16 protein-coding genes are annotated in these 18262 nt (G+C 65.4%); 10 read left to right on the top strand and 6 right to left on the bottom strand.

Annotation, left to right across the window (positions count from 1 at the left end; genetic code table 11):
- Nucleotides 1-5: 5 nt before the first annotated feature.
- Nucleotides 6-365 carry a transposase gene (locus tag DK254_RS34785; RefSeq protein ID WP_256595865.1) on the bottom strand — a complete coding sequence of 120 codons (360 nt, stop codon included), beginning with the start codon at nucleotides 363-365 and terminating at the stop codon, nucleotides 6-8.
- A gap of 223 nt (nucleotides 366-588) precedes the next feature.
- Here DK254_RS34785 and DK254_RS14810 point away from each other — a divergent pair, with 223 nt between their 5' ends.
- The gene (locus tag DK254_RS14810; RefSeq protein ID WP_109934366.1) at nucleotides 589-1524 is read left to right on the top strand and encodes an IS110 family transposase; all 936 of its coding nucleotides are present in this window, start codon (nucleotides 589-591) and stop codon (nucleotides 1522-1524) included.
- Nucleotides 1525-1714: 190 nt separating this feature from the next.
- On the opposite strand, the gene DK254_RS14805 is transcribed toward DK254_RS14810, so the two are convergent.
- A complete protein-coding gene (locus DK254_RS14805; RefSeq protein WP_089392504.1) occupies nucleotides 1715-2635 on the bottom strand; it encodes a LysR family transcriptional regulator in 921 nt (306 codons plus the stop codon).
- A gap of 137 nt (nucleotides 2636-2772) precedes the next feature.
- Between DK254_RS14805 and DK254_RS14800 the strand changes: the two genes are divergently transcribed.
- The 5 genes from DK254_RS14800 (at nucleotide 2773) to DK254_RS14780 (ending at nucleotide 7981) form a co-directional block, all read left to right on the top strand.
- A complete protein-coding gene (locus tag DK254_RS14800) occupies nucleotides 2773-4119 on the top strand; it encodes an aspartate aminotransferase family protein (RefSeq protein ID WP_109934365.1) in 1347 nt (448 codons plus the stop codon).
- Nucleotides 4120-4413, top strand: coding sequence for a cupin domain-containing protein (locus tag DK254_RS14795; RefSeq protein WP_009614286.1), 294 nt, complete (start codon nucleotides 4120-4122; stop codon nucleotides 4411-4413).
- Nucleotides 4414-4590: 177 nt separating this feature from the next.
- Nucleotides 4591-6087 (top strand): CoA-acylating methylmalonate-semialdehyde dehydrogenase, encoded by a 1497-nt coding sequence (locus DK254_RS14790; RefSeq protein WP_109934364.1) that lies wholly within the window; start codon nucleotides 4591-4593, stop codon nucleotides 6085-6087.
- Nucleotides 6088-6389: 302 nt separating this feature from the next.
- Nucleotides 6390-6677, top strand: coding sequence for a helix-turn-helix domain-containing protein (locus tag DK254_RS14785; RefSeq protein WP_109934363.1), 288 nt, complete (start codon nucleotides 6390-6392; stop codon nucleotides 6675-6677).
- Entirely contained in the window at nucleotides 6677-7981 is a 1305-nt protein-coding gene (locus DK254_RS14780) for a HipA domain-containing protein (RefSeq protein ID WP_109934362.1), read from the top strand. Before DK254_RS14785 ends, DK254_RS14780 begins: the two co-directional genes overlap by 1 nt.
- A 44-nt stretch (nucleotides 7982-8025) precedes the next feature.
- Here DK254_RS14780 and DK254_RS14775 read toward each other — a convergent pair whose 3' ends face one another.
- From DK254_RS14775 to gbcB, 4 genes are all read right to left on the bottom strand, one after another.
- Nucleotides 8026-8346, bottom strand: a complete 321-nt coding sequence (locus DK254_RS14775; protein ID WP_109934361.1) for a DUF2845 domain-containing protein — start codon at nucleotides 8344-8346, stop codon at nucleotides 8026-8028.
- 64 nt (nucleotides 8347-8410) lie between these two features.
- Entirely contained in the window at nucleotides 8411-9193 is a 783-nt protein-coding gene (locus DK254_RS14770; RefSeq protein ID WP_109934360.1) for an NYN domain-containing protein, read from the bottom strand.
- Between the two features lie 60 nt (nucleotides 9194-9253).
- Nucleotides 9254-10540, bottom strand: coding sequence for an FAD-binding oxidoreductase (locus DK254_RS14765; protein ID WP_109934359.1), 1287 nt, complete (start codon nucleotides 10538-10540; stop codon nucleotides 9254-9256).
- Nucleotides 10541-10867: 327 nt separating this feature from the next.
- The gene (gene gbcB / locus DK254_RS14760; RefSeq protein ID WP_109934358.1) at nucleotides 10868-11971 is read right to left on the bottom strand and encodes a glycine-betaine demethylase subunit GbcB; all 1104 of its coding nucleotides are present in this window, start codon (nucleotides 11969-11971) and stop codon (nucleotides 10868-10870) included.
- A 449-nt stretch (nucleotides 11972-12420) separates the two neighbouring features.
- On the opposite strand from gbcB, the gene gbcA reads away from it, so the two are divergent.
- The 4 genes from gbcA to dgcA all read left to right on the top strand — a co-directional run bounded on the left by gbcA (nucleotide 12421) and on the right by dgcA (nucleotide 18179).
- Nucleotides 12421-13710 carry a glycine-betaine demethylase subunit GbcA gene (gene gbcA, locus DK254_RS14755; RefSeq protein WP_109934357.1) on the top strand — a complete coding sequence of 430 codons (1290 nt, stop codon included), beginning with the start codon at nucleotides 12421-12423 and terminating at the stop codon, nucleotides 13708-13710.
- Nucleotides 13711-14430: 720 nt separating this feature from the next.
- Nucleotides 14431-15408, top strand: coding sequence for a dipeptidase (locus tag DK254_RS14750; protein WP_109934356.1), 978 nt, complete (start codon nucleotides 14431-14433; stop codon nucleotides 15406-15408).
- A 130-nt stretch (nucleotides 15409-15538) separates the two neighbouring features.
- The gene (locus tag DK254_RS14745) at nucleotides 15539-16069 is read left to right on the top strand and encodes a DUF5943 domain-containing protein (RefSeq protein WP_043256596.1); all 531 of its coding nucleotides are present in this window, start codon (nucleotides 15539-15541) and stop codon (nucleotides 16067-16069) included.
- Nucleotides 16070-16118: 49 nt separating this feature from the next.
- Nucleotides 16119-18179 (top strand): dimethylglycine demethylation protein DgcA, encoded by a 2061-nt coding sequence (gene dgcA, locus DK254_RS14740; protein WP_109934355.1) that lies wholly within the window; start codon nucleotides 16119-16121, stop codon nucleotides 18177-18179.
- Nucleotides 18180-18262: the final 83 nt, after the last annotated feature.

Genomic DNA, 18262 nt, shown 5'->3' with positions numbered 1-18262 from the left:
GTCGATTAGCGCGAATAATCTTTGGAGTCCAAAAGCAGGAGAGCACTGGCCTTTTTTAGGATTTCGATATCCCGATCCTTTTGCCGCAACTGCGCTTCGAGTTCTTGAATTCGCTGTTGGTCCGGCGTAATCGCCTTGGCACCGACCGGAGTCTGACCTTCGCGCTCTTTTCGGACTTGATCAATCCACCGACGCAGCGCAGTAGGGCCTACGTCTTGTTGCTTACAGACGTCCGGAACGGACATCCCGCCATCAAGCACCATCTCGGCAGTCTTGATTTTGAATTCATTTGAATAGGACTTTCGCACTATTTTTGCCTCCAGTTGGGCGCCATGATAGCGCCCGATGAAGGTGTCCAAGATCATTAGGCCAGCTCAGGCCCGCTTGTGTCTGCGACTTTCGATAGGATCGAAGGTGAGAGCGACGGGAGGCAAGCTGCAGGTCCGCGGTGTTCGCAGCACGAGTAGGAGTCCAAGCTGCTTCCCGTCGTCCCTCTGACTAAGCCCGAACAGTTGAACGAGCTAAACCTCGAACCACAAGCGTGGGCAGTCAGAGTGCTCTCGCCGTGCAGTTTACGAGGGTTTGATCATGACGTGTTGGGTAGGTATCGATGTCGCCAAGGATTCGCTAGCCGTATGGCTGCGTCCGCAGGGCAAGAGCTTCAGCGTTTCCAATGACGAGCAAGGTCACCAGCAATTGCTGGCGCTGTTCGCCGAGGAAAAGCCCGGCCGTATCGTGCTGGAGGCGACCGGTGGTTATGAGTGCGGCGTGATGTTCAGCCTGTTTCGCGCCGGTCACGCGGTCTCGCGCCTGAACCCCACGCGGGTGCGAGCCTTTGCCACGGCCATGGGCAAGCTAGCCAAGACCGATCCCATCGACGCGGCGGTACTGGCGCATCTGGCGCAGACGCTGGAAGAAGCCCCCAGTACCGTGCCTTCGCCGGAACGCGAGCGGCTGCGGGAGCTGGTGCAGCGCCGCGAGCAGTTGGTCAGCCAGCGCGATGATGAGCGCCGCCGTTTGCATCAAGCCCGGGATCCGTTTGTCCGCAAATGCCTAGAGGACGCCATCAAGGCGCTCAAAGAAGCGATCCGCCGCTACGACAAGGAAATTGCCAAGGCGATGAAGGTCGTGGACGCAGAACAGGCCCAGCAACTCAGCCAGGTCAAAGGCGTGGGACCAGTGACCGTGGCCGGGCTGCTGGCCTATCTGCCGGAGCTGGGACAATTGAACCGCCGCCAGATTGCCGCCCTGGTGGGCCTGGCGCCTTACAACAGCGACAGCGGGCAGAAGTCGGGGCAGCGCCGGATCCGAGGAGGACGAGGCATGATCCGGCGCATCCTGTACATGGCGGTTTTGTCGATCATTCGCTATCAGGAAGACTTCGCTCGCCGCTACCAGAGCCTGCGTGAGAACGGTCGATGCGCCAAGGTTGCCCTGGTGGCCTGCATGCGTGTACTCATCGTGCGACTGAACGCCATGGTCAGGGACGGTACCTGCTGGAGAACAGATACCGTGCAGCAGTGAAAGACAGTTGCTCCTACGTCCGTGCTTCCCTGGAACTGTAGGAGCGGACTTTGTCCGCGATTCGTGCGCATTGTGGCTCAGGGAGCCTGGTGATTGCGCTTCATGCCGGACGGTCCCCTCTCCCGCTTGCGGGGGAGGGTTAGGGAGGGGGCGGAGTACAGGTTTGGCAGAGGTGTGTGGGCGAAATTTCCTACCGACTCTCCGCCACCGCCTCCAGGAACCGCTCCAGCACCAGGTTCGGCCGCCGCCCCTTGCGCGTCACCACCGTCAGCGGGATGTCGTAGTGGAAGCGTTCCGGGCGCAGCGCGCGCATGCGGCCCTGGGCCACCCAGTCGGCGGCGTAGTGGTCGGGCAGGTAGCCGATGTAGCTGCCGGTGAGGATCAGGAAGGCCATGCCCTCGCGGTCCGAGGCGTTGGCGCTGGCGGTCAGCTCCTGGTGGCGCTCCTGGGCCTCGGCGGGGATGCGGTAGCTGGGCGCCACCGCGGCGCAGGCGTGGATTTCCGCCACCGTGATGCCCGCGTCCTCGCGTTCGAACAGCGGATGCTCGCGGCTGCAGAACAGCAGCGACCGCTCGTCGTACAGCGGCGAGTACTCCAGCCCCGACAGCGGGCTGATGAGCGGCACCACGCCGACGTGCAGGCGGCCGTCGAGCACGCCCAGCTCGATTTCGTTGGGCGTGGTCATGCCGATGTTGATGCGCACCCCCGGCCCGCTCGCCTTGAGCGCGCGCAGGGCGTGGGTGATGCGCATCTGCGGCAGGGTCACCAGGTTGTTGATGATGCCGATGTTCAGCTCGCCGCGCAGGTGCTGGTGCAGCTCGTTGACCTCGGCGCGGAAGCCCTCCAGCGCCGCCAGCAGCGACTGGGTGGCGCGGTACACCTCGCGGCCCTCGTCGGTCAGCGCGAAGCCGGCCCGGCCACGCTGGCACAGGCGCATGCCCAGGCGTTTCTCCAGGTCGCCCATGTGCAGGCTGATGGCCGAGCGGCTGATGCCCAGGGTGCTTTCCGCGGCGGAAAAGCTGCCGCACTCGACTATGGTCTTGAAGATGCGCAGCAGGCGGATTTCGAAGTCGCTGACCTGGCCCAGGGACGGGCTGCGGGATTTTGCCATTTTAGTTTTACCGAACCGAAACTGAACGTGAGAAGAATAGGCTTTAACTCACGTTTAGTCAGGCCCAATCTTGAGCCATCGCAGCAGGCGTGACGCGGCCTGCGCGCCCAACAAGACAGTCGTCGAGGACGAACTCCATGAACCAGCAAGTGAACGTAGCGCCGTCGGCCGCCGCCGACCTGAACCTGAAGGCCCACTGGATGCCCTTCAGCGCCAACCGCAACTTCCACAAGGACCCGCGCATCATCGTCGCCGCCGAAGGCAGCTACTTGGTGGACGACAAGGGCCGTCGCATCTACGACAGCCTGTCCGGCCTGTGGACCTGCGGCGCCGGTCACTCGCGCAAGGAAATCGCCGACGCGGTGGCCAGGCAGCTGACCACCCTCGACTACTCCCCGGGCTTCCAGTACGGCCACCCGCTGTCCTTCCAGCTGGCCGAGAAGATCGCCAACCTCACCCCCGGCAACCTCAACCACGTGTTCTTCACAGGCTCGGGTTCCGAGTGCGCCGACACCTCGATCAAGATGGCCCGCGCCTACTGGCGCATCAAGGGCCAGGCGCAGAAGACCAAGCTGATCGGCCGCGCCCGTGGCTACCACGGCGTGAACGTCGCCGGCACCGCCCTGGGCGGCATCGGCGGCAACCGCAAGATGTTCGGCCCGCTGATGGACGTCGACCACCTGCCGCACACCCTGCAGCCGGGCATGGCCTTCACCAGGGGCGCGGCCGAGACCGGCGGCGTCGAGCTGGCCAACGAGTTGCTGAAGCTGATCGAACTGCACGACGCCTCCAACATCGCCGCCGTGATCGTCGAGCCGATGTCCGGCTCCGCCGGCGTGATCGTGCCGCCCAAGGGCTACCTGCAGCGCCTGCGCGAAATCTGCGACGCCAACAACATCCTGCTGATCTTCGACGAAGTCATCACCGCCTTCGGCCGCATGGGCAAGGCCACCGGCGCCGAATACTTCGGCGTGACCCCGGACATCATGAACGTCGCCAAGCAGGTCACCAACGGCGCCGTGCCCATGGGCGCGGTCATCGCCAGCAGCGAGATCTACGACACCTTCATGGGCCAGAACCTGCCGGAATACGCGGTGGAATTCGGCCACGGCTACACCTACTCCGCCCACCCGGTCGCCTGCGCCGCCGGCATCGCCGCGCTGGACCTGCTGCAGAAGGAAAACCTGATCCAGCAGTCCGCCGAGCTGGCGCCGCACTTCGAGAAGGCCCTGCACGGCATCAAGGGCGCGAAGAACGTCATCGACATCCGCAACTGCGGCCTGGCTGGCGCCATCCAGATCGCCGCCCGCGACGGCGACGCCATCGTGCGCTCGTTCGAAGCCAGCATGAAGCTGTGGAAGGAAGGCTTCTACGTGCGCTTCGGCGGCGACACCCTGCAGTTCGGCCCGACCTTCAACGCCAAGCCCGAAGACCTCGACCGCCTGTTCGATGCGGTCGGCGAAGCCCTGAACGGGGTGGCGTAAGTGAGCGAGCGTCCCAAGGCCGTCCCGACGGTACAGATCGACAATGACAAGGTCCTGGTCACCGAGTGGCGCTTCGCCCCCGGTGCCGAGACCGGCTGGCACCGCCACGGCATGGAGTACGTGGTGGTCCCGGTGACCGGCGGCGAACTGCTGCTGGAAACCCCCGAGGGCGAGCGGCGTGCGCCGCTGGTCCTGGGCCAGAGCTACACCCGCCAGATCGGCACCGAGCACAACGTGATCAACCCCTGCGACCACGAAGTGGCCTTCATCGAGATCGAGCTCAAGCAACACTGAGCACGCGGGCCCGCGCGTAGGCAGCGCCGGGAGACTCGCCTTAGAGTGCAGTCCCCGGCGGGCTCCGCGGCCCACCCAACACACCGAACAAACCCCCTCTCCCTTCAGGGAGAGGGCTGGGGAGAGGGGCTCTTGGAGGCCCGGTACCCCACACTTTCAGCGAGAAGAGACAAGACGATGACCACCATCAAGCACCTGATCGGCGGCGAGCTGATCGCCGACACCGGCCGCACCGCCGACGTCTACAACCCGTCCACCGGTGAAGCCGTGCGCAAGGTCCCGCTGGCCGACCGCGAAACCATGCAGCAGGCCATCGACGCCGCCAAGGCCGCCTTCCCGGCCTGGCGCAACACCCCGCCGGCCAAGCGCGCCCAGGTGCTGTTCCGCTTCAAGCAACTGCTCGAAGCCAACGAAGAGCGCATCGTCAAACTGATCAGCGAAGAACACGGCAAGACCCTCGAAGACGCCGCCGGTGAGCTGAAGCGCGGCATCGAGAACGTCGAATACGCCACCGCCGCCCCGGAAATCCTCAAGGGCGAGTACAGCCGCAACGTCGGCCCGAACATCGACGCCTGGAGCGACTTCCAGCCCATCGGCGTGGTCGCCGGCATCACCCCGTTCAACTTCCCGGCCATGGTGCCGCTGTGGATGTACCCGCTGGCCATCGCCTGCGGCAACACCTTCATCCTCAAGCCGTCCGAGCGCGACCCCAGCTCCACCCTGCTGATCGCCGAACTGTTCCAGGAAGCCGGCCTGCCCAAAGGCGTGCTGAACGTGGTGCACGGCGACAAGGGCGCGGTGGACGCGCTGATCGAGGCCCCGGAAGTCAAGGCCCTGAGCTTCGTCGGCTCGACCCCGATCGCCGAGTACATCTACAGCGAAGGCACCAAGCGCGGCAAGCGCGTGCAGGCCCTGGGCGGCGCCAAGAACCACGCCGTGCTGATGCCCGACGCCGACCTGGACAACGCCGTCAGCGCGCTGATGGGCGCCGCCTACGGCTCCTGCGGCGAGCGCTGCATGGCCATCTCGGTGGCCGTGTGCGTGGGCGACCAGATCGCCGACGCCCTGGTGCAGAAGATCGTCCCGCAGGTCAAGGGCCTGAAGATCGGCGCCGGCACCTCCTGCGGCCTGGACATGGGCCCGCTGGTCACCGGCGCGGCGCGCGACAAGGTCACCGGTTACATCGACAGCGGCGTAGAGCAGGGCGCCGAACTGGTGGTGGACGGCCGCGGCTTCAAGGTCGCCGGCCATGAGAACGGCTTCTTCCTCGGCGGCACCCTGTTCGACCGCGTGACCCCGGAAATGACCATCTACAAGGAAGAAATCTTCGGCCCGGTCCTGTGCATCGTCCGCGTGAACAGCCTGGAAGAAGCCATGCAGCTGATCAACGACCACGAATACGGCAACGGCACCTGCATCTTCACCCGCGACGGCGAAGCCGCCCGCCTGTTCTGCGACGAGATCGAAGTGGGCATGGTCGGCGTCAACGTCCCGCTGCCGGTCCCGGTGGCCTACCACAGCTTCGGCGGCTGGAAACGCTCGCTGTTCGGCGACCTCCACGCCTACGGCCCGGACGGCGTGCGCTTCTACACCAAGCGCAAGGCCATCACCCAGCGCTGGCCGCAGCGCAAGAGCCACGAGGCGGCGCAGTTCGCTTTCCCCAGCAATAGCTGAGGTGGCGTGAGGTAAGGGAAAGGCCGGTCAGATGACCGGCCTTTTTCGTTTTGCCAGGCATGAAGCGATACCCATCAATCGGTGAGTAGCCACGCCCTTGGGCTGGAATACGGCGATATTTCCGATGTACGTGTAGGAGCGAGCTTGCTCGCGAACAGCTCTGAGCCAGTGCACACAATCCTCACGCTCATGCGGATTTAATTGAACATCCGTCGTTAGGGTCTAGAATCCTCGCAATCGTGAGGATTTAGTTGTTTTTTGTGCTGGTCGGCACGAAATCCTCACAGTCATGAGGATTATTCATGAAAGTCGATATCGACTCACCTGCCACCCTCGGCCTGCTGGTACGCGCCAGCCGCAAGGCCATGAACCTGCGCCAGGACGATGCCGCCGGCAGCATCGGTGTGAGCGAGAACTTCCTCGGCAAGGTCGAGCGCGGCGCGGAGCGCGTGCAGTGGGGCAAGCTGTTCCAGGTCCTGCAGGAGTTGGGTCTGCAAGTCTCCATCGAGGTGCCGGAGGAGTACGCGGAGCCGACCCGGCAACAGCTGCAACGGCTTGTCTACAAGGCTGAAGGCGGCAAGGAGGACTGATGGTTCGGCAACTGGATGCCTGGATCAACCAGACCCGCGTCGGCAGCCTTGAGGAGAACAACGGCGCCTGGGCGTTCGCCTATTCCCGCGAGTGGCTGGATGCGCCCGAGGCCTATCCGTTGTGTCCGGGGCTGCCGCTTCGCAGCGAGCCCCATGTGGATGGCGCAAGCCAGCGTCCGGTGCAGTGGTACTTCGACAATCTGCTGCCGGAGGAGGGGCAGCGACGCCTGTTGGCGGGAGCGGCGCGCTTGGCGGAGGCGGATGCTTTCGGCTTGCTGGAGCACTTCGGCGCCGAGTCGGCAGGTTCGCTCACCTTGCTGCCACCGGAGCAACTGCCGGCGCCCGGCGAACTACGCGCATTGCTCGATACGGAGCTATCCCGGCGCATCGAGCAGATGCCCCAGGTGCCGCTGGCCGAACGCGCGGCCAAGCGCATGTCGCTGGCGGGAGCACAGCACAAGGTGGCCGTCGTATTCGATGGCAGCGACTTGTTCGAACCCATCGGCAGCACCCCTTCGACGCATATCCTCAAGCCCGATCACCCGGACCCGGCATGGGCTCATTCGGTGATCAACGAGTGGTTCGTGATGACCTTGGCCGCGCGTGTCGGGCTGGAGGTACCCGCTGTGCATCGGCGCTATGTGCCGCAGCCGGTGTACCTGGTGCAGCGTTTCGACCGCTGCCAGGTCGGGGGCGACTGGGAGCGCCTGCATTGCATCGATGCCTGCCAGTTGCTCGGCCTGGACCGTGCCTTCAAGTACAACCAGGGCAGCATCGAGCGCCTGCGCGAGATCGCCAGCGATAGCCGGCCTTCGGTGAGGGCGCGCCTGAGCCTGTTCCGCTGGCTGGTGTTCAATGTGCTGGTGGGCAACGAGGATGCGCACCTGAAGAACCTGAGCCTGCTGGTCACGCGCCGGGGTTTCAACCTTGCACCGTTCTACGATCTGCTCTGCACGGCCGTATACGGGACTCGGGCATTCGGGCAGGAGCGTTGGCCGCAGCAGGCTGCTATGGCCTGGCCGATTCTGGGTACCGAGCGTCTACAGGAGATCGATGGGGCGCTGCTGGTGGCAGCCGGCGAGGCCATGGGCATCAAGCCGGCTACGGCGCGTGAGCATGTGGCTAGGCTCACCAGGGCGGTACGGGAGCAGGCGCAGGCGCTGCTTGCGGAGGTCGAGCAGGAGAATCTGGCGTTATCGGCCGTTCGGCCGGAATTGCGTGCCACGCTGGCTGGCGAGGTTCGACTGCTGCGGGCGTTGGTGGCCATCGTTATTGGTGAGATGGCTACGCGGCTGGGTGGTTGAAGGCGGTTCGCGAGCAAGCTCGCTCCTACGAGAAGCAGCAGGGATCAGCGGAACTCGGTATCGATCTGCGTCAGGATGCCTTCGCGGAAGCGCAGCACTCGCGTGGCGCCGTTCTGCGGGGGGTAGGTCCAGACTTCGAAGGTTGGGCCGCCGGGGATGAACTTGCCGTCCGGGCCACGCCGGGGTGGGAGTGGGCCTATCACCTCGCGTTTCGCCGGCGCGCCGCATTTCTCCAGCACCGCGTCCATCTTGTCGCCTTCGTTGATCAGCTGGGTGCCGCAGCGCAGCGTCGAGGCCTGGGCGCTAGCGCACAGGGCCAGGCCTAGCAGCAGGGCGGCGAAGAGGCTGCGGGATAGGGCGGTCATGGCTTTCCTCCTGGATGACCGCCCCAGCATACCGGCTCGCTCTATCCCGTGCCTTTGACGCGGCTCACTTGCGCACGTTGCGCGCGTACAGGTCCTTGCCGCCGCTGTTGCTGCCGCCGCGGGCCTGCAGTTCGAAGCGCTTGGGGTGGCCCTTGATCAGGTCGCTGAGTTTCTTGAAGCCGTACAGCCGCGGGTCGAAGGCCGGGCGCAGCTTGCTGATGTTCTGGCCGAGGGCACCCAGCTGCACCCAGTCTTCCTCGTCGTCGGCGATGTCGTCGAGCACCTTGGCGATGAAGTCCAGCGGCACCCGCTGGGGCTTGGGCTTGGCGACTGGCGCCTTGGGTTCCTGGGGCTGGCCGGTTTCCGCCGGTTCCGCCGGGGTCACCGGGTCGGCGCGGAGGATTTCGGTGTAGATGAATTTGTCGCAGGCGCGCACGAAGGGGTCCGGCGTCTTGCTTTCGCCGAAGCCGTAGACCATCAGGCCTTCCTCGCGCAGGCGGGCGGCCAGGCGGGTGAAGTCGCTGTCGCTGGAGACCAGGCAGAAGCCGTCGAAGCGGCGGGTGTAGAGCAGGTCCATGGCGTCGATGATCAGCGCACTGTCGGTGGCGTTCTTGCCCTTGGTGTAGGCGAACTGCTGGATCGGCTGGATGGAGTGGTCGAGCAGCACCTGCTTCCACTTGCCCAGCTGCGGCTGGGTCCAGTCGCCGTAGATGCGCTTGACGCTGGCCACGCCGTACTTGGCGATCTCCTCGAACAGGCCCTCGACGATGGCGGCGGGGGCGTTGTCGGCGTCGATCAGTACGGCCAGGTGCGTCTGCTGGCGGTTGGGGGTGGTCTTGGTCGCCATGGGTACTCCGGTCTGAAGGCTTGCAACGACCTTAGACCGGTAGCGCGCCGGGCACCAGCGCTAGCCGTTGAGACGGCGGCTGTCGAGGGCGTCGCGGGCCTCGTAGGCGGTGTAGGTGGCCTGGGCGGCGAGCAGGCCGGCCAGGCCGAAGGCGCGCGTCAGGCCGAAGCGGGCGAAGCCGGCCGGCACCGCCCTGGCGCCGCTGATGGCGTCGGCGAGCACTTCGCCTGCCACGGTGGTCGGCGCCATGCCGTGGCCGCCGAAGCCGATGGCGTGCCAGATGCCGGCCGGGTCCTGGCCGATCTGCGCCATCTGGTGGCGGCCGTAGCTCATCAGGCCGCCCCAGGAGTACTCGACCTTCACGTCTTCCAGCTGTGGATAAACCAGCGTCAGGTCGCGCCTGAGCAGGGCGGCGATGGCGTCCGGGCCGCGGTCGAGGATGGAGATGCGCCCGCCCCAGAGGATGCGGGTGTCGGCCAGCGGGCGGTAGTAGTCGAAGGCGAAGCGGGTGTCGTAGACCGCGGCCTGGCTGGCGATGGCGTCCTTCAGGCGCTCGCCCAGGGGCTCTGTGGCGATGACGTAGGTGGCGATGGGCAGCACCGCGCGCTCGATGGGGCGGTACACGCCGCGGGCGTAGCCGCCACCGCAGAACACCACCTGTTCGGCGTGCACTTCGCCGCCGGCGGTGCGCACCACGAAGCGCCCGTCGCGTTTTTCGATGCCCAGGGCCGGCGAGTCTTCGTGGATGCGCACGCCCATTCCCGCAGCGGTGCGGGCCACGCCGCGCACGTATTTCAACGGGTGGAAGTGGAAGGCGTTGCGTTCCAGCAGGCCGCCGAAGTAGCGCTCGGTCTTGAGCTGTTCCCTGAGCGCACCGGCGGAGATCGGCTCCCAGTCCACGCCGTAGGCTTCCTTCATCAGCCGCCGCGGGGTTTCCAGGCGGGCCGGGTCGTTGAACCAGTTGGCCAGGATCACGCCTTCGTCCAGCAGGTCGCAGTCGATGCCGTAGCGGCGCGCGCGCTGGCGGATCAGGTCCACCGCTTCGAGGGTCAGGTGGTAGAGCCGGCGGGCTTCCTCGGCGCCGAGGGTGGCGAGCAGGTCGGCGTTGCCCAGGCTGTAGCCGCCGAAGACGAAGCCGCCGTTGCGCCCCGAGGCGCCGTGGCCGACGTGGTGCGATTCCAGCAGCGCCACGTCGGTGATGCCGCGTTCGGCCAGGCCCAGGGCGGTGTTGAGCCCGGCCAGGCCGCCGCCGAGGATGCACACGCGGGTGTCTAGGCGGCCCGTTTGCGCGGGGAAGGCCGGTTTCTCGGAGGTGGCTTCGTAGTAGGTCTGGGTGAAGCTGGGCATGGCGGACTCGTCCCTTGAGCTGTTGAACGAGTGTTTAGCCTTTGGGCCGGGGAGGGCAATTGAAAAATCTTCGGGTTGGGATTCCTTGGGGGACTGGTGCTTGGGGGTAGAGCGCCCTCTCCCCAGCCCTCGGCTGCGCGCCCCGCCCTGAAGGGAGAGGGGGCCAGTCCGTGCCGAGAGAAGTGATGGTTTCTGCCGGAAGCCTTCGGTGTTGCCGGCTAACGCCGAAATACCCGAGCACACCGAACGGTCCCCTCTCCCTTCAGGGAGAGGGTTAGGGAGAGGGAGCGGGGTCGAACCATTGCTCCGAGACCTATCCGAGAGAGCTCAATACTCAATCACCACATCCCCCTTCGGCACGCTGCAGCACGACAGGATGTAGCCCTCGGCCACGTCCTCGTCGGTGATGCCGCCGTTGTGTTCCATGTCCACCTCGCCGGAGCGCTTCATCACCTTGCAGGTGCCGCAGATGCCCATGCCGCAGGCCTTGGGGATGTGCAGGCCGAGCTTGGCGGCGGCGGCGTGGACGGTTTCGCCGGGGGCCACGCGGATGCTCTTGCCGGTTTCGCAGAACTCCACGTTGTGCAGGTCGGCGGCGGGGATTTCCGGGGCCTCGGCGGCTTCGGCGGCCAGTTCCTTCACGTCGGCGCGGACTTCCGGCGGGGTCGGGCCGAAGGCTTCCTCGTGGTAGCGCGACATGTCGTAGCCTTCGGCTTCGAGCAGGCGCTTGATCGCGTGCATGTAGGGCGTGGGGCCGCAGCAGAACACCTCGCGTTCGAGGAAGTCCGGGGCTATCAGCTGCAGCATGGCCTTGTTCAGGAAGCCGCGGTAGCCGGCCCAGGCCTCGCCCATCTCGTACTTCTCGCAGATCAGGTGCACCTTGAAGTTGGCGATGCGCGAGGCCATGTGGTCCAGCTCGCGGTGGTAGATGATGTCCTTGGGCGTGCGCGCGCTGTGCACGAAGACCATGTCCACCGCGCCGTTGGTGTCGAAGAACCAGCGCGCCATGGACATCACCGGGGTGATGCCGACGCCGCCGGAGAGGAACAGCGCCTTGTCGGTGGGGAAGTCGATGGCGTTGAAGTTGCCCACCGGGCCGTGCACCGGGATGACGTCGCCTTCCTTGAGGTTGTCGTGCAGCCAGTTGGAGACCTTGCCGCCGGGTACCCGCTTGATGGTGATGGAGAAGCTGTAGGGCACCGAGGGCGAGCTGGAGATGGTGTAGGAGCGCATGATCGGCTGGCCGTCGATCTCCAGCTCCAGGGTGACGAACTGCCCGGGCTTGAAGAAGAACATGATCGGCTGGTCGGCCATGAAGCAGAAGGTGCGTACGTCCCAGGTCTCCTGGATGGCCTTGACGCAGCGCACCAGGTGGCGGCCGTTGGTCCAGGTCTGGGTGTTCACCGGATTGAGGAAGTTGCTGGTCGACATGATGTCTCTCCGCGCACGCAGGCCGTTTCCCGGCCGAATGGGGCAGCGCCGGGCGGGGACGCTCGCCCCGGCCTTTTCGGCATGCCTGATGGGGCCGATTGTGCGCACGCGCCGTGCCCCCCATTTACCTGCCAGCGACATTTGCATGCTTATCGCGACCTGCCGCCTGGGGCGCGGGCTACCGCGTCGGAAACGGATGCGGTCGTGTCGCCCATGGATAAGGCACCCGCAAGGCCCGGACGCACACTGCCTTCCAGCCGAGACGAAGGTAATCCAGTAGAGCGTCTGACCTTCATGCCCGCCGCCGCGGGCCCCGTCCATCGGCAGGGCGGGATTGCGGAGCCACCGCAGTGCCGAAGGCCGTGAAAGCCACCTTGCGTAGCGTAGAACCGTTATCAGCCACCCAATTTCGCCACCGCCGCCTCCCGGCGGGGCATGAGGACCAACCGATGGACGTCACCACCACCCTGAGTCTGGGCGATCCGCTGGAACAGGCCCGCAAGGCCACCGCCGAAATGCTGCGTACCCGTGACCATTCCTTCTCCCTGCCGCAGCCGTTCTACAACGACGAGCGCCTGTTCAAGCTCGACATGCAGGAGATCTTCCAGAAGGAATGGCTGATCGCCGGCATGACCTGCGAGATCCCCGCCAAGGGCAACTTCCTCACCGTGCAGATCGGCGACAACCCGGTCATCGTGCTGCGCGGCGCCGAAGGCAAGATCCACGCCTTCCACAACGTCTGCCGCCACCGCGGCTCGCGACTGTGCGTGAGCGACAAGGGCAAGGTGGCCAAGCTGGTCTGCCCCTACCACCAGTGGACCTACGAGTTGGACGGCCGCCTGCTGTTCGCCGGCACCGAGATGGGCGCCGACTTCGACATGAAGGACTACAGCCTCAAGCCCGTGAACGTGAAGACCGCCGGCGGCTACATCTTCATCTCCCTGGCCGAGAACCCGCCGGCCATCGACGACTTCCTGCGTACGCTCGAGCACTACATGGAGCCGTACGACATGGAGAACACCAAGGTCGCCGTGCAGACCACCATCAGGGAAGCGGCCAACTGGAAGCTGGTGATCGAGAACAACCGCGAGTGCTACCACTGCAACGGCTCGCACCCGGAGCTGCTGAAGACCCTGCTGGAGTGGGATGACGTCACCGACCCGCGTGCCAGCCAGGCGTTCAAGGACCAGGTGGCGGCCTGTACCAAGGCCTGGGACGAGGAGAAGATCCCCTATGCCCACGCCAGCTTCGGCCTGCGCAACCGCATCGTGCGCATGCCGCTGCTCGACGGCACCGTGTCCATGACCATGGACGGCAAGCCGGGCAGCAAGAAGCTGATGGGCCGCATCAAGAACCCCGACCTGGGCTCGATGCGCATCCTCCACCTGCCGCACTCCTGGAACCACTGCATGGGCGACCACCTGATCGTCTTCACCGTGTGGCCGATCAGCGCGCAGGAAACCGTCGTCACCACCAAGTGGCTGGTGCACAAGGATGCGGTGGAAGGCGTGGACTACGACGTGCAGCGCCTGCGCGAGGTGTGGGACGCCACCAACGACCAGGACCGCCGCCTGGCCGAGGAGAACCAGCGCGGGATCAACTCCACCGCCTACCAGCCGGGCCCGTATTCCAAGACCTACGAGTTCGGCGTGATCAACTTCCTCGACTGGTACAGCGAGCGCATGCTCAACAACCTCGGCGAAGAGTCCGCCCACGCGCGGCTGGTCGCCCACGAGTAAGCCGTTCGTCCACCTGGCGCCCCCTTCCCGGGGGCGCCTGCATTTCGGAGGGGATAGCGTGGATAGCCTGCTGTTCTATGGCAGCTCGGTGGTCGTCGGCTTGCTGATGGTGTGGAACCTGGTGGCTTGTTGGCGGAATCGTTGAGGGTTCGGCTGCTTTTCGTAGGAGCGAGCTTGCTCGCGAACAGTGCTCCCCGGCGACTGTGCTGTGGGGTTGACTCCGCTCCCTCTCCCCAGCCCTCTCCCTGAAGGGAGAGGGGGCTAGTCCGTGCCGAGAGGAGGAATGGTTTCAACCGGAAACCTTCGGTGCTGCCGGCTGACTCCAGAGCACCCAGCCCTGCCCAACGGTTCCCTCTCCCTTCAGGGAGAGGGTTAGGGAGAGGGTGCTCTTTCATCCTGCGCCAATTCCTTCCGGCAAACCCCATTCGCGAGCAAGCTCGCTCCTACGAAAAGCCATCGTCCCGCGAAACAGCCATCGTCCCACGAAAAGCCATCCCCGCTCATTCCCCCAGGCTCTCTAAACCGCCGCCCTCATACCCATATGCCCGTCCGCGACGCCTTCGGTGTCGCGCATGTCGCCGCCTTGACGCTTTCGGTACGACCCTGGTCGTTTTCGAATCGGGCCGCCCCTTCACCCGGGGATATGCTGCCCCCAAAGCGCCGGCACAAGTCCCGGCGCGCCAAGCCTGACAAGCCTTGCCTGATATAGAGAGACGCCAGATGAGCCCAGCCGAACTTCACGCCGACAGCATCGTCATCGATGGCCTGATCATCGCCAAGTGGAACCGCGAACTCTTCGAGGACATGCGCAAGGGCGGGCTGACCGCCGCCAACTGCACCGTGTCCGTGTGGGAAGGCTTCCAGGCCACGGTGAACAACATAGTCGCCAGCAACAAGCTGATCCGCGACAACAGCGACCTGGTCATCCCGGTCCGCAGCACCGCCGACATCCGCCGCGCCAAGGAGCTGGGCAAGACCGGCATCCTCTACGGCTTCCAGAACGCCCACGCGTTCGAGGACCAGATCGGCTACGTCGAGGTGTTCAAGCAGCTGGGCGTGGGCATCGTGCAGATGTGCTACAACACCCAGAACCTGGTCGGCACCGGCTGCTACGAGCGTGACGGCGGGCTCTCCGGCTTCGGCCGCGAGATCGTCGCGGAGATGAACCGCGTCGGCGTCATGTGCGACCTGTCCCACGTCGGCAGCAAGACTTCCGAGGAAGTCATCCTCGAATCCAAAAAGCCGGTCTGCTACTCCCACTGCCTGCCTTCCGGGCTGAAAGAGCACCCGCGCAACAAGTCCGACGAGGAACTGAAGTTCATCGCCGACCACGGCGGCTTCGTCGGCGTGACCATGTTCACGCCGTTCCTGGCCAAGGGCGTGGACGCGACCATCGACGACTACGCCGAGGCCATCGAGTACGTGATGAACATCGTCGGCGAGGACGCCATCGGCATCGGCACCGACTTCACCCAGGGCCATGGCCAGGACTTCTTCGAGTATCTCACCCACGACAAGGGCTATGCCCGTCGCCTGACGCGCTTCGGCACCATCATCAACCCGCTGGGCATCCGCACCGTGGGCGAGTTCCCCAACCTCACCGAGACCCTCCTCAAGCGCGGCATGCCCGAGCGCGTGGTGCGCAAGGTCATGGGCGAGAACTGGGTGCGCGTCCTGGCGGACGTCTGGGGCGAGTAAGCCCTGGCGGAGTGCCCGCGCACCCGGTGCCGGGCCTCCAGACCTCTTCGTAGGATGGGTGGAGCGCAGCGATACCCATCATGCCGGCCACGCCGGCCACGTTAATCAACCGCATTCCGAGAACCGAGCCATGGCCAAACACGCCCCCGAACTGCCCATCGAAGTCGACAGCGAAACCGGTGTCTGGACCACCGACGCCCTGCCGATGCTCTACGTGCCGCGGCACTTCTTCGTCAACAACCACATGGGCATCGAGGAGGAGCTGGGCGCCGAGCGCTATGCCGAAATCCTCTACAAGGCCGGCTACAAGTCCGCCTGGCACTGGTGCGAGAAGGAAGCCGAATGCCATGGCATCGAAGGCGTGGCGGTGTTCGAGCACTACATGAAGCGCCTGTCCCAGCGTGGCTGGGGCCTGTTCCAGATCGAGCAGATCGACCTCGACAAGGGCACCGCCCAGGTGCGCCTGAAGCACTCCGCCTTCGTATACGTGTACGGCAAGGTCAACCGCAAGGTCGACTACATGTTCACCGGCTGGTTCGCCGGCGCCATGGACCAGATTCTCCAGGCCCGCGGCAGCAGCATCCGCACCGTGGCCGAGCAGGTCTACAGCGGCTCGGAAGAAGGCCACGACGACGGCCTGTTCATCGTCAAGCCGCTCTGACCCGGCTCGCACCCACAACAAGAACCTCTGATTCCGTGAGGATGCCGCAATGGCTTTCGAGGCAATGTTCCAGCCGATCCAGATCGGCAAGCTGACCATCCGCAACCGCGTGCTCTCCACCGCCCACGCCGAGGTCTACGCCACCGACGGCGGCATGACCACCGAGCGCTACGTGAAGTACTACGAGGAGAAGGCCAAGGGCGGCATCGGCCTGGCCATCTGCGGCGGTTCCTCGGTGGTGGCCATCGACAGCCCGCAGGAATGGTGGAGCTCGGTGAACCTGTCCACCGACCGCATCATCCCGCACTTCCAGAACCTGGCCGACGCCATGCACAAGCATGGGGCCAAGATCATGATCCAGATTACCCACATGGGCCGCCGCTCGCGCTGGGACGGCTTCAACTGGCCGACCCTGATGTCGCCCTCGGGCATCCGCGAACCGGTGCACCGCGCCACCTGCAAGACCATCGAGCCGGAAGAGATCTGGCGGGTGATCGGCAACTACGCGCAGGCTGCCCGTCGCGCCAAGGAAGGTGGCCTGGACGGCGTCGAGCTGTCCGCCGTGCACCAGCACATGATCGACCAGTTCTGGAGCCCGCGGGTCAACAAGCGTACCGACGAATGGGGCGGCACCTTCGAGGGCCGCATGAAGTTCGGCCTGGAAGTGCTCAAGGCGGTGCGCAAGGAAGTCGGCGACGACTTCTGCGTGGGCATGCGCATCTGCGGCGACGAGTTCCACCCCGACGGCCTGTCCCACGAGGACATGAAGCAGATCGCCAAGTACTACAGCGACACCGGCATGCTCGACTTCATCGGCGTGGTCGGCTCCGGCTGCGACACCCACAACACCCTGGCCAACGTCATCCCCAACATGACCTACCCGCCGGAGCCCTTCCTGCACCTGGCGGCGGGCATCAAGGAAGTGGTCAACGTGCCGGTGCTGCACGCACAGAACATCAAGGACCCGAACCAGGCCACGCGCATCCTCGAGGGCGGCTACGTGGACATGGTCGGCATGACCCGCGCGCACATCGCCGACCCGCACCTGATCGCCAAGATCAAGATGGGCCAGGTGGACCAGATCAAGCAGTGCGTCGGCGCCAACTACTGCATCGACCGCCAGTACCAGGGCCTGGACGTGCTCTGCATCCAGAACGCCGCCACCAGCCGTGAATACATGGGCGTACCGCACATCATCGAGAAGACCACCGGCGTGAAGCGCAAGGTGGTGGTGGTCGGCGGCGGCCCGGCCGGCATGGAGGCCGCGCGCGTGGCGGCCGAACGCGGCCACGACGTGACCCTGTTCGAGAAGAAGGACCAGCTCGGCGGGCAGATCACCACCGCTTCCAAGGCGCCGCAGCGCGACCAGATCGCCGGCATCACCCGCTGGTACCAGCTGGAGCTGGCGCGCCTGGGCATCGACCTGCGCCTGGGCACCGGTGCCGATGCCGACACCATCATGGACCTGCGCCCGGACATCGTGGTGCTGGCCAACGGCGGCCACCCGTTCCTCGAGCAGAACGAACACTGGGGCGCCGCCGAGGGCCTGGTGGTGAGCAGCTGGGACATCCTCGACGGCAAGGTCGCCCCCGGCAAGAACGTGCTGGTCTACGACACCATCTGCGAGTTCAGCGGCATGTCGGTGGCCGACTTCCTCGCCGACAAGGGCGCGCTGGTGGAGATCGTCACCGACGACATCAAGCCCGGCGTGGCCATCGGTGGCACCACCTTCCCCACCTACTACCGCAGCATGTACCCCAAGGAAGTGATCATGACCGGCGACCTGATGCTGGAGAAGGTCTACCGCGAGGGCGACAAGCTGGTGGCCGTGCTGGAGAACGAATACACCGGCGCGAAAGAGGAGCGGGTGGTCGACCAGGTGGTCGTGGAGAATGGCGTGCGGCCGGACGAGAGCCTGTACTACGCGCTCAAGCAGGGCTCGCGCAACAAGGGCCAGATCGACGTCGAGGCGCTGTTCGCGATCAAGCCGCAACCGTGCCTTTCCGAGCCCGGCGACGGCTACCTGCTGTTCCGTATCGGCGACTGCGTGGCCCAGCGCAACACCCACGCGGCGATCTACGACGCGCTGCGGCTGTGCAAGGACTTCTAAGAGCAGCGCCAAGCTGCAAGCTGTAGGCCGCAAGCAAGAGCCGGAGCGGGATTTGGCTCTTGCTTGCAGCTTGAGGCTTGTCG

The sequence above is a fragment of the Pseudomonas sp. RW407 genome (assembly GCF_003176655.1).
Lineage (GTDB): Bacteria > Pseudomonadota > Gammaproteobacteria > Pseudomonadales > Pseudomonadaceae > Pseudomonas > Pseudomonas delhiensis.
Note: the sequence above shows the minus strand (reverse complement) of the source record. Positions and strands in the feature narration are given on the sequence as shown.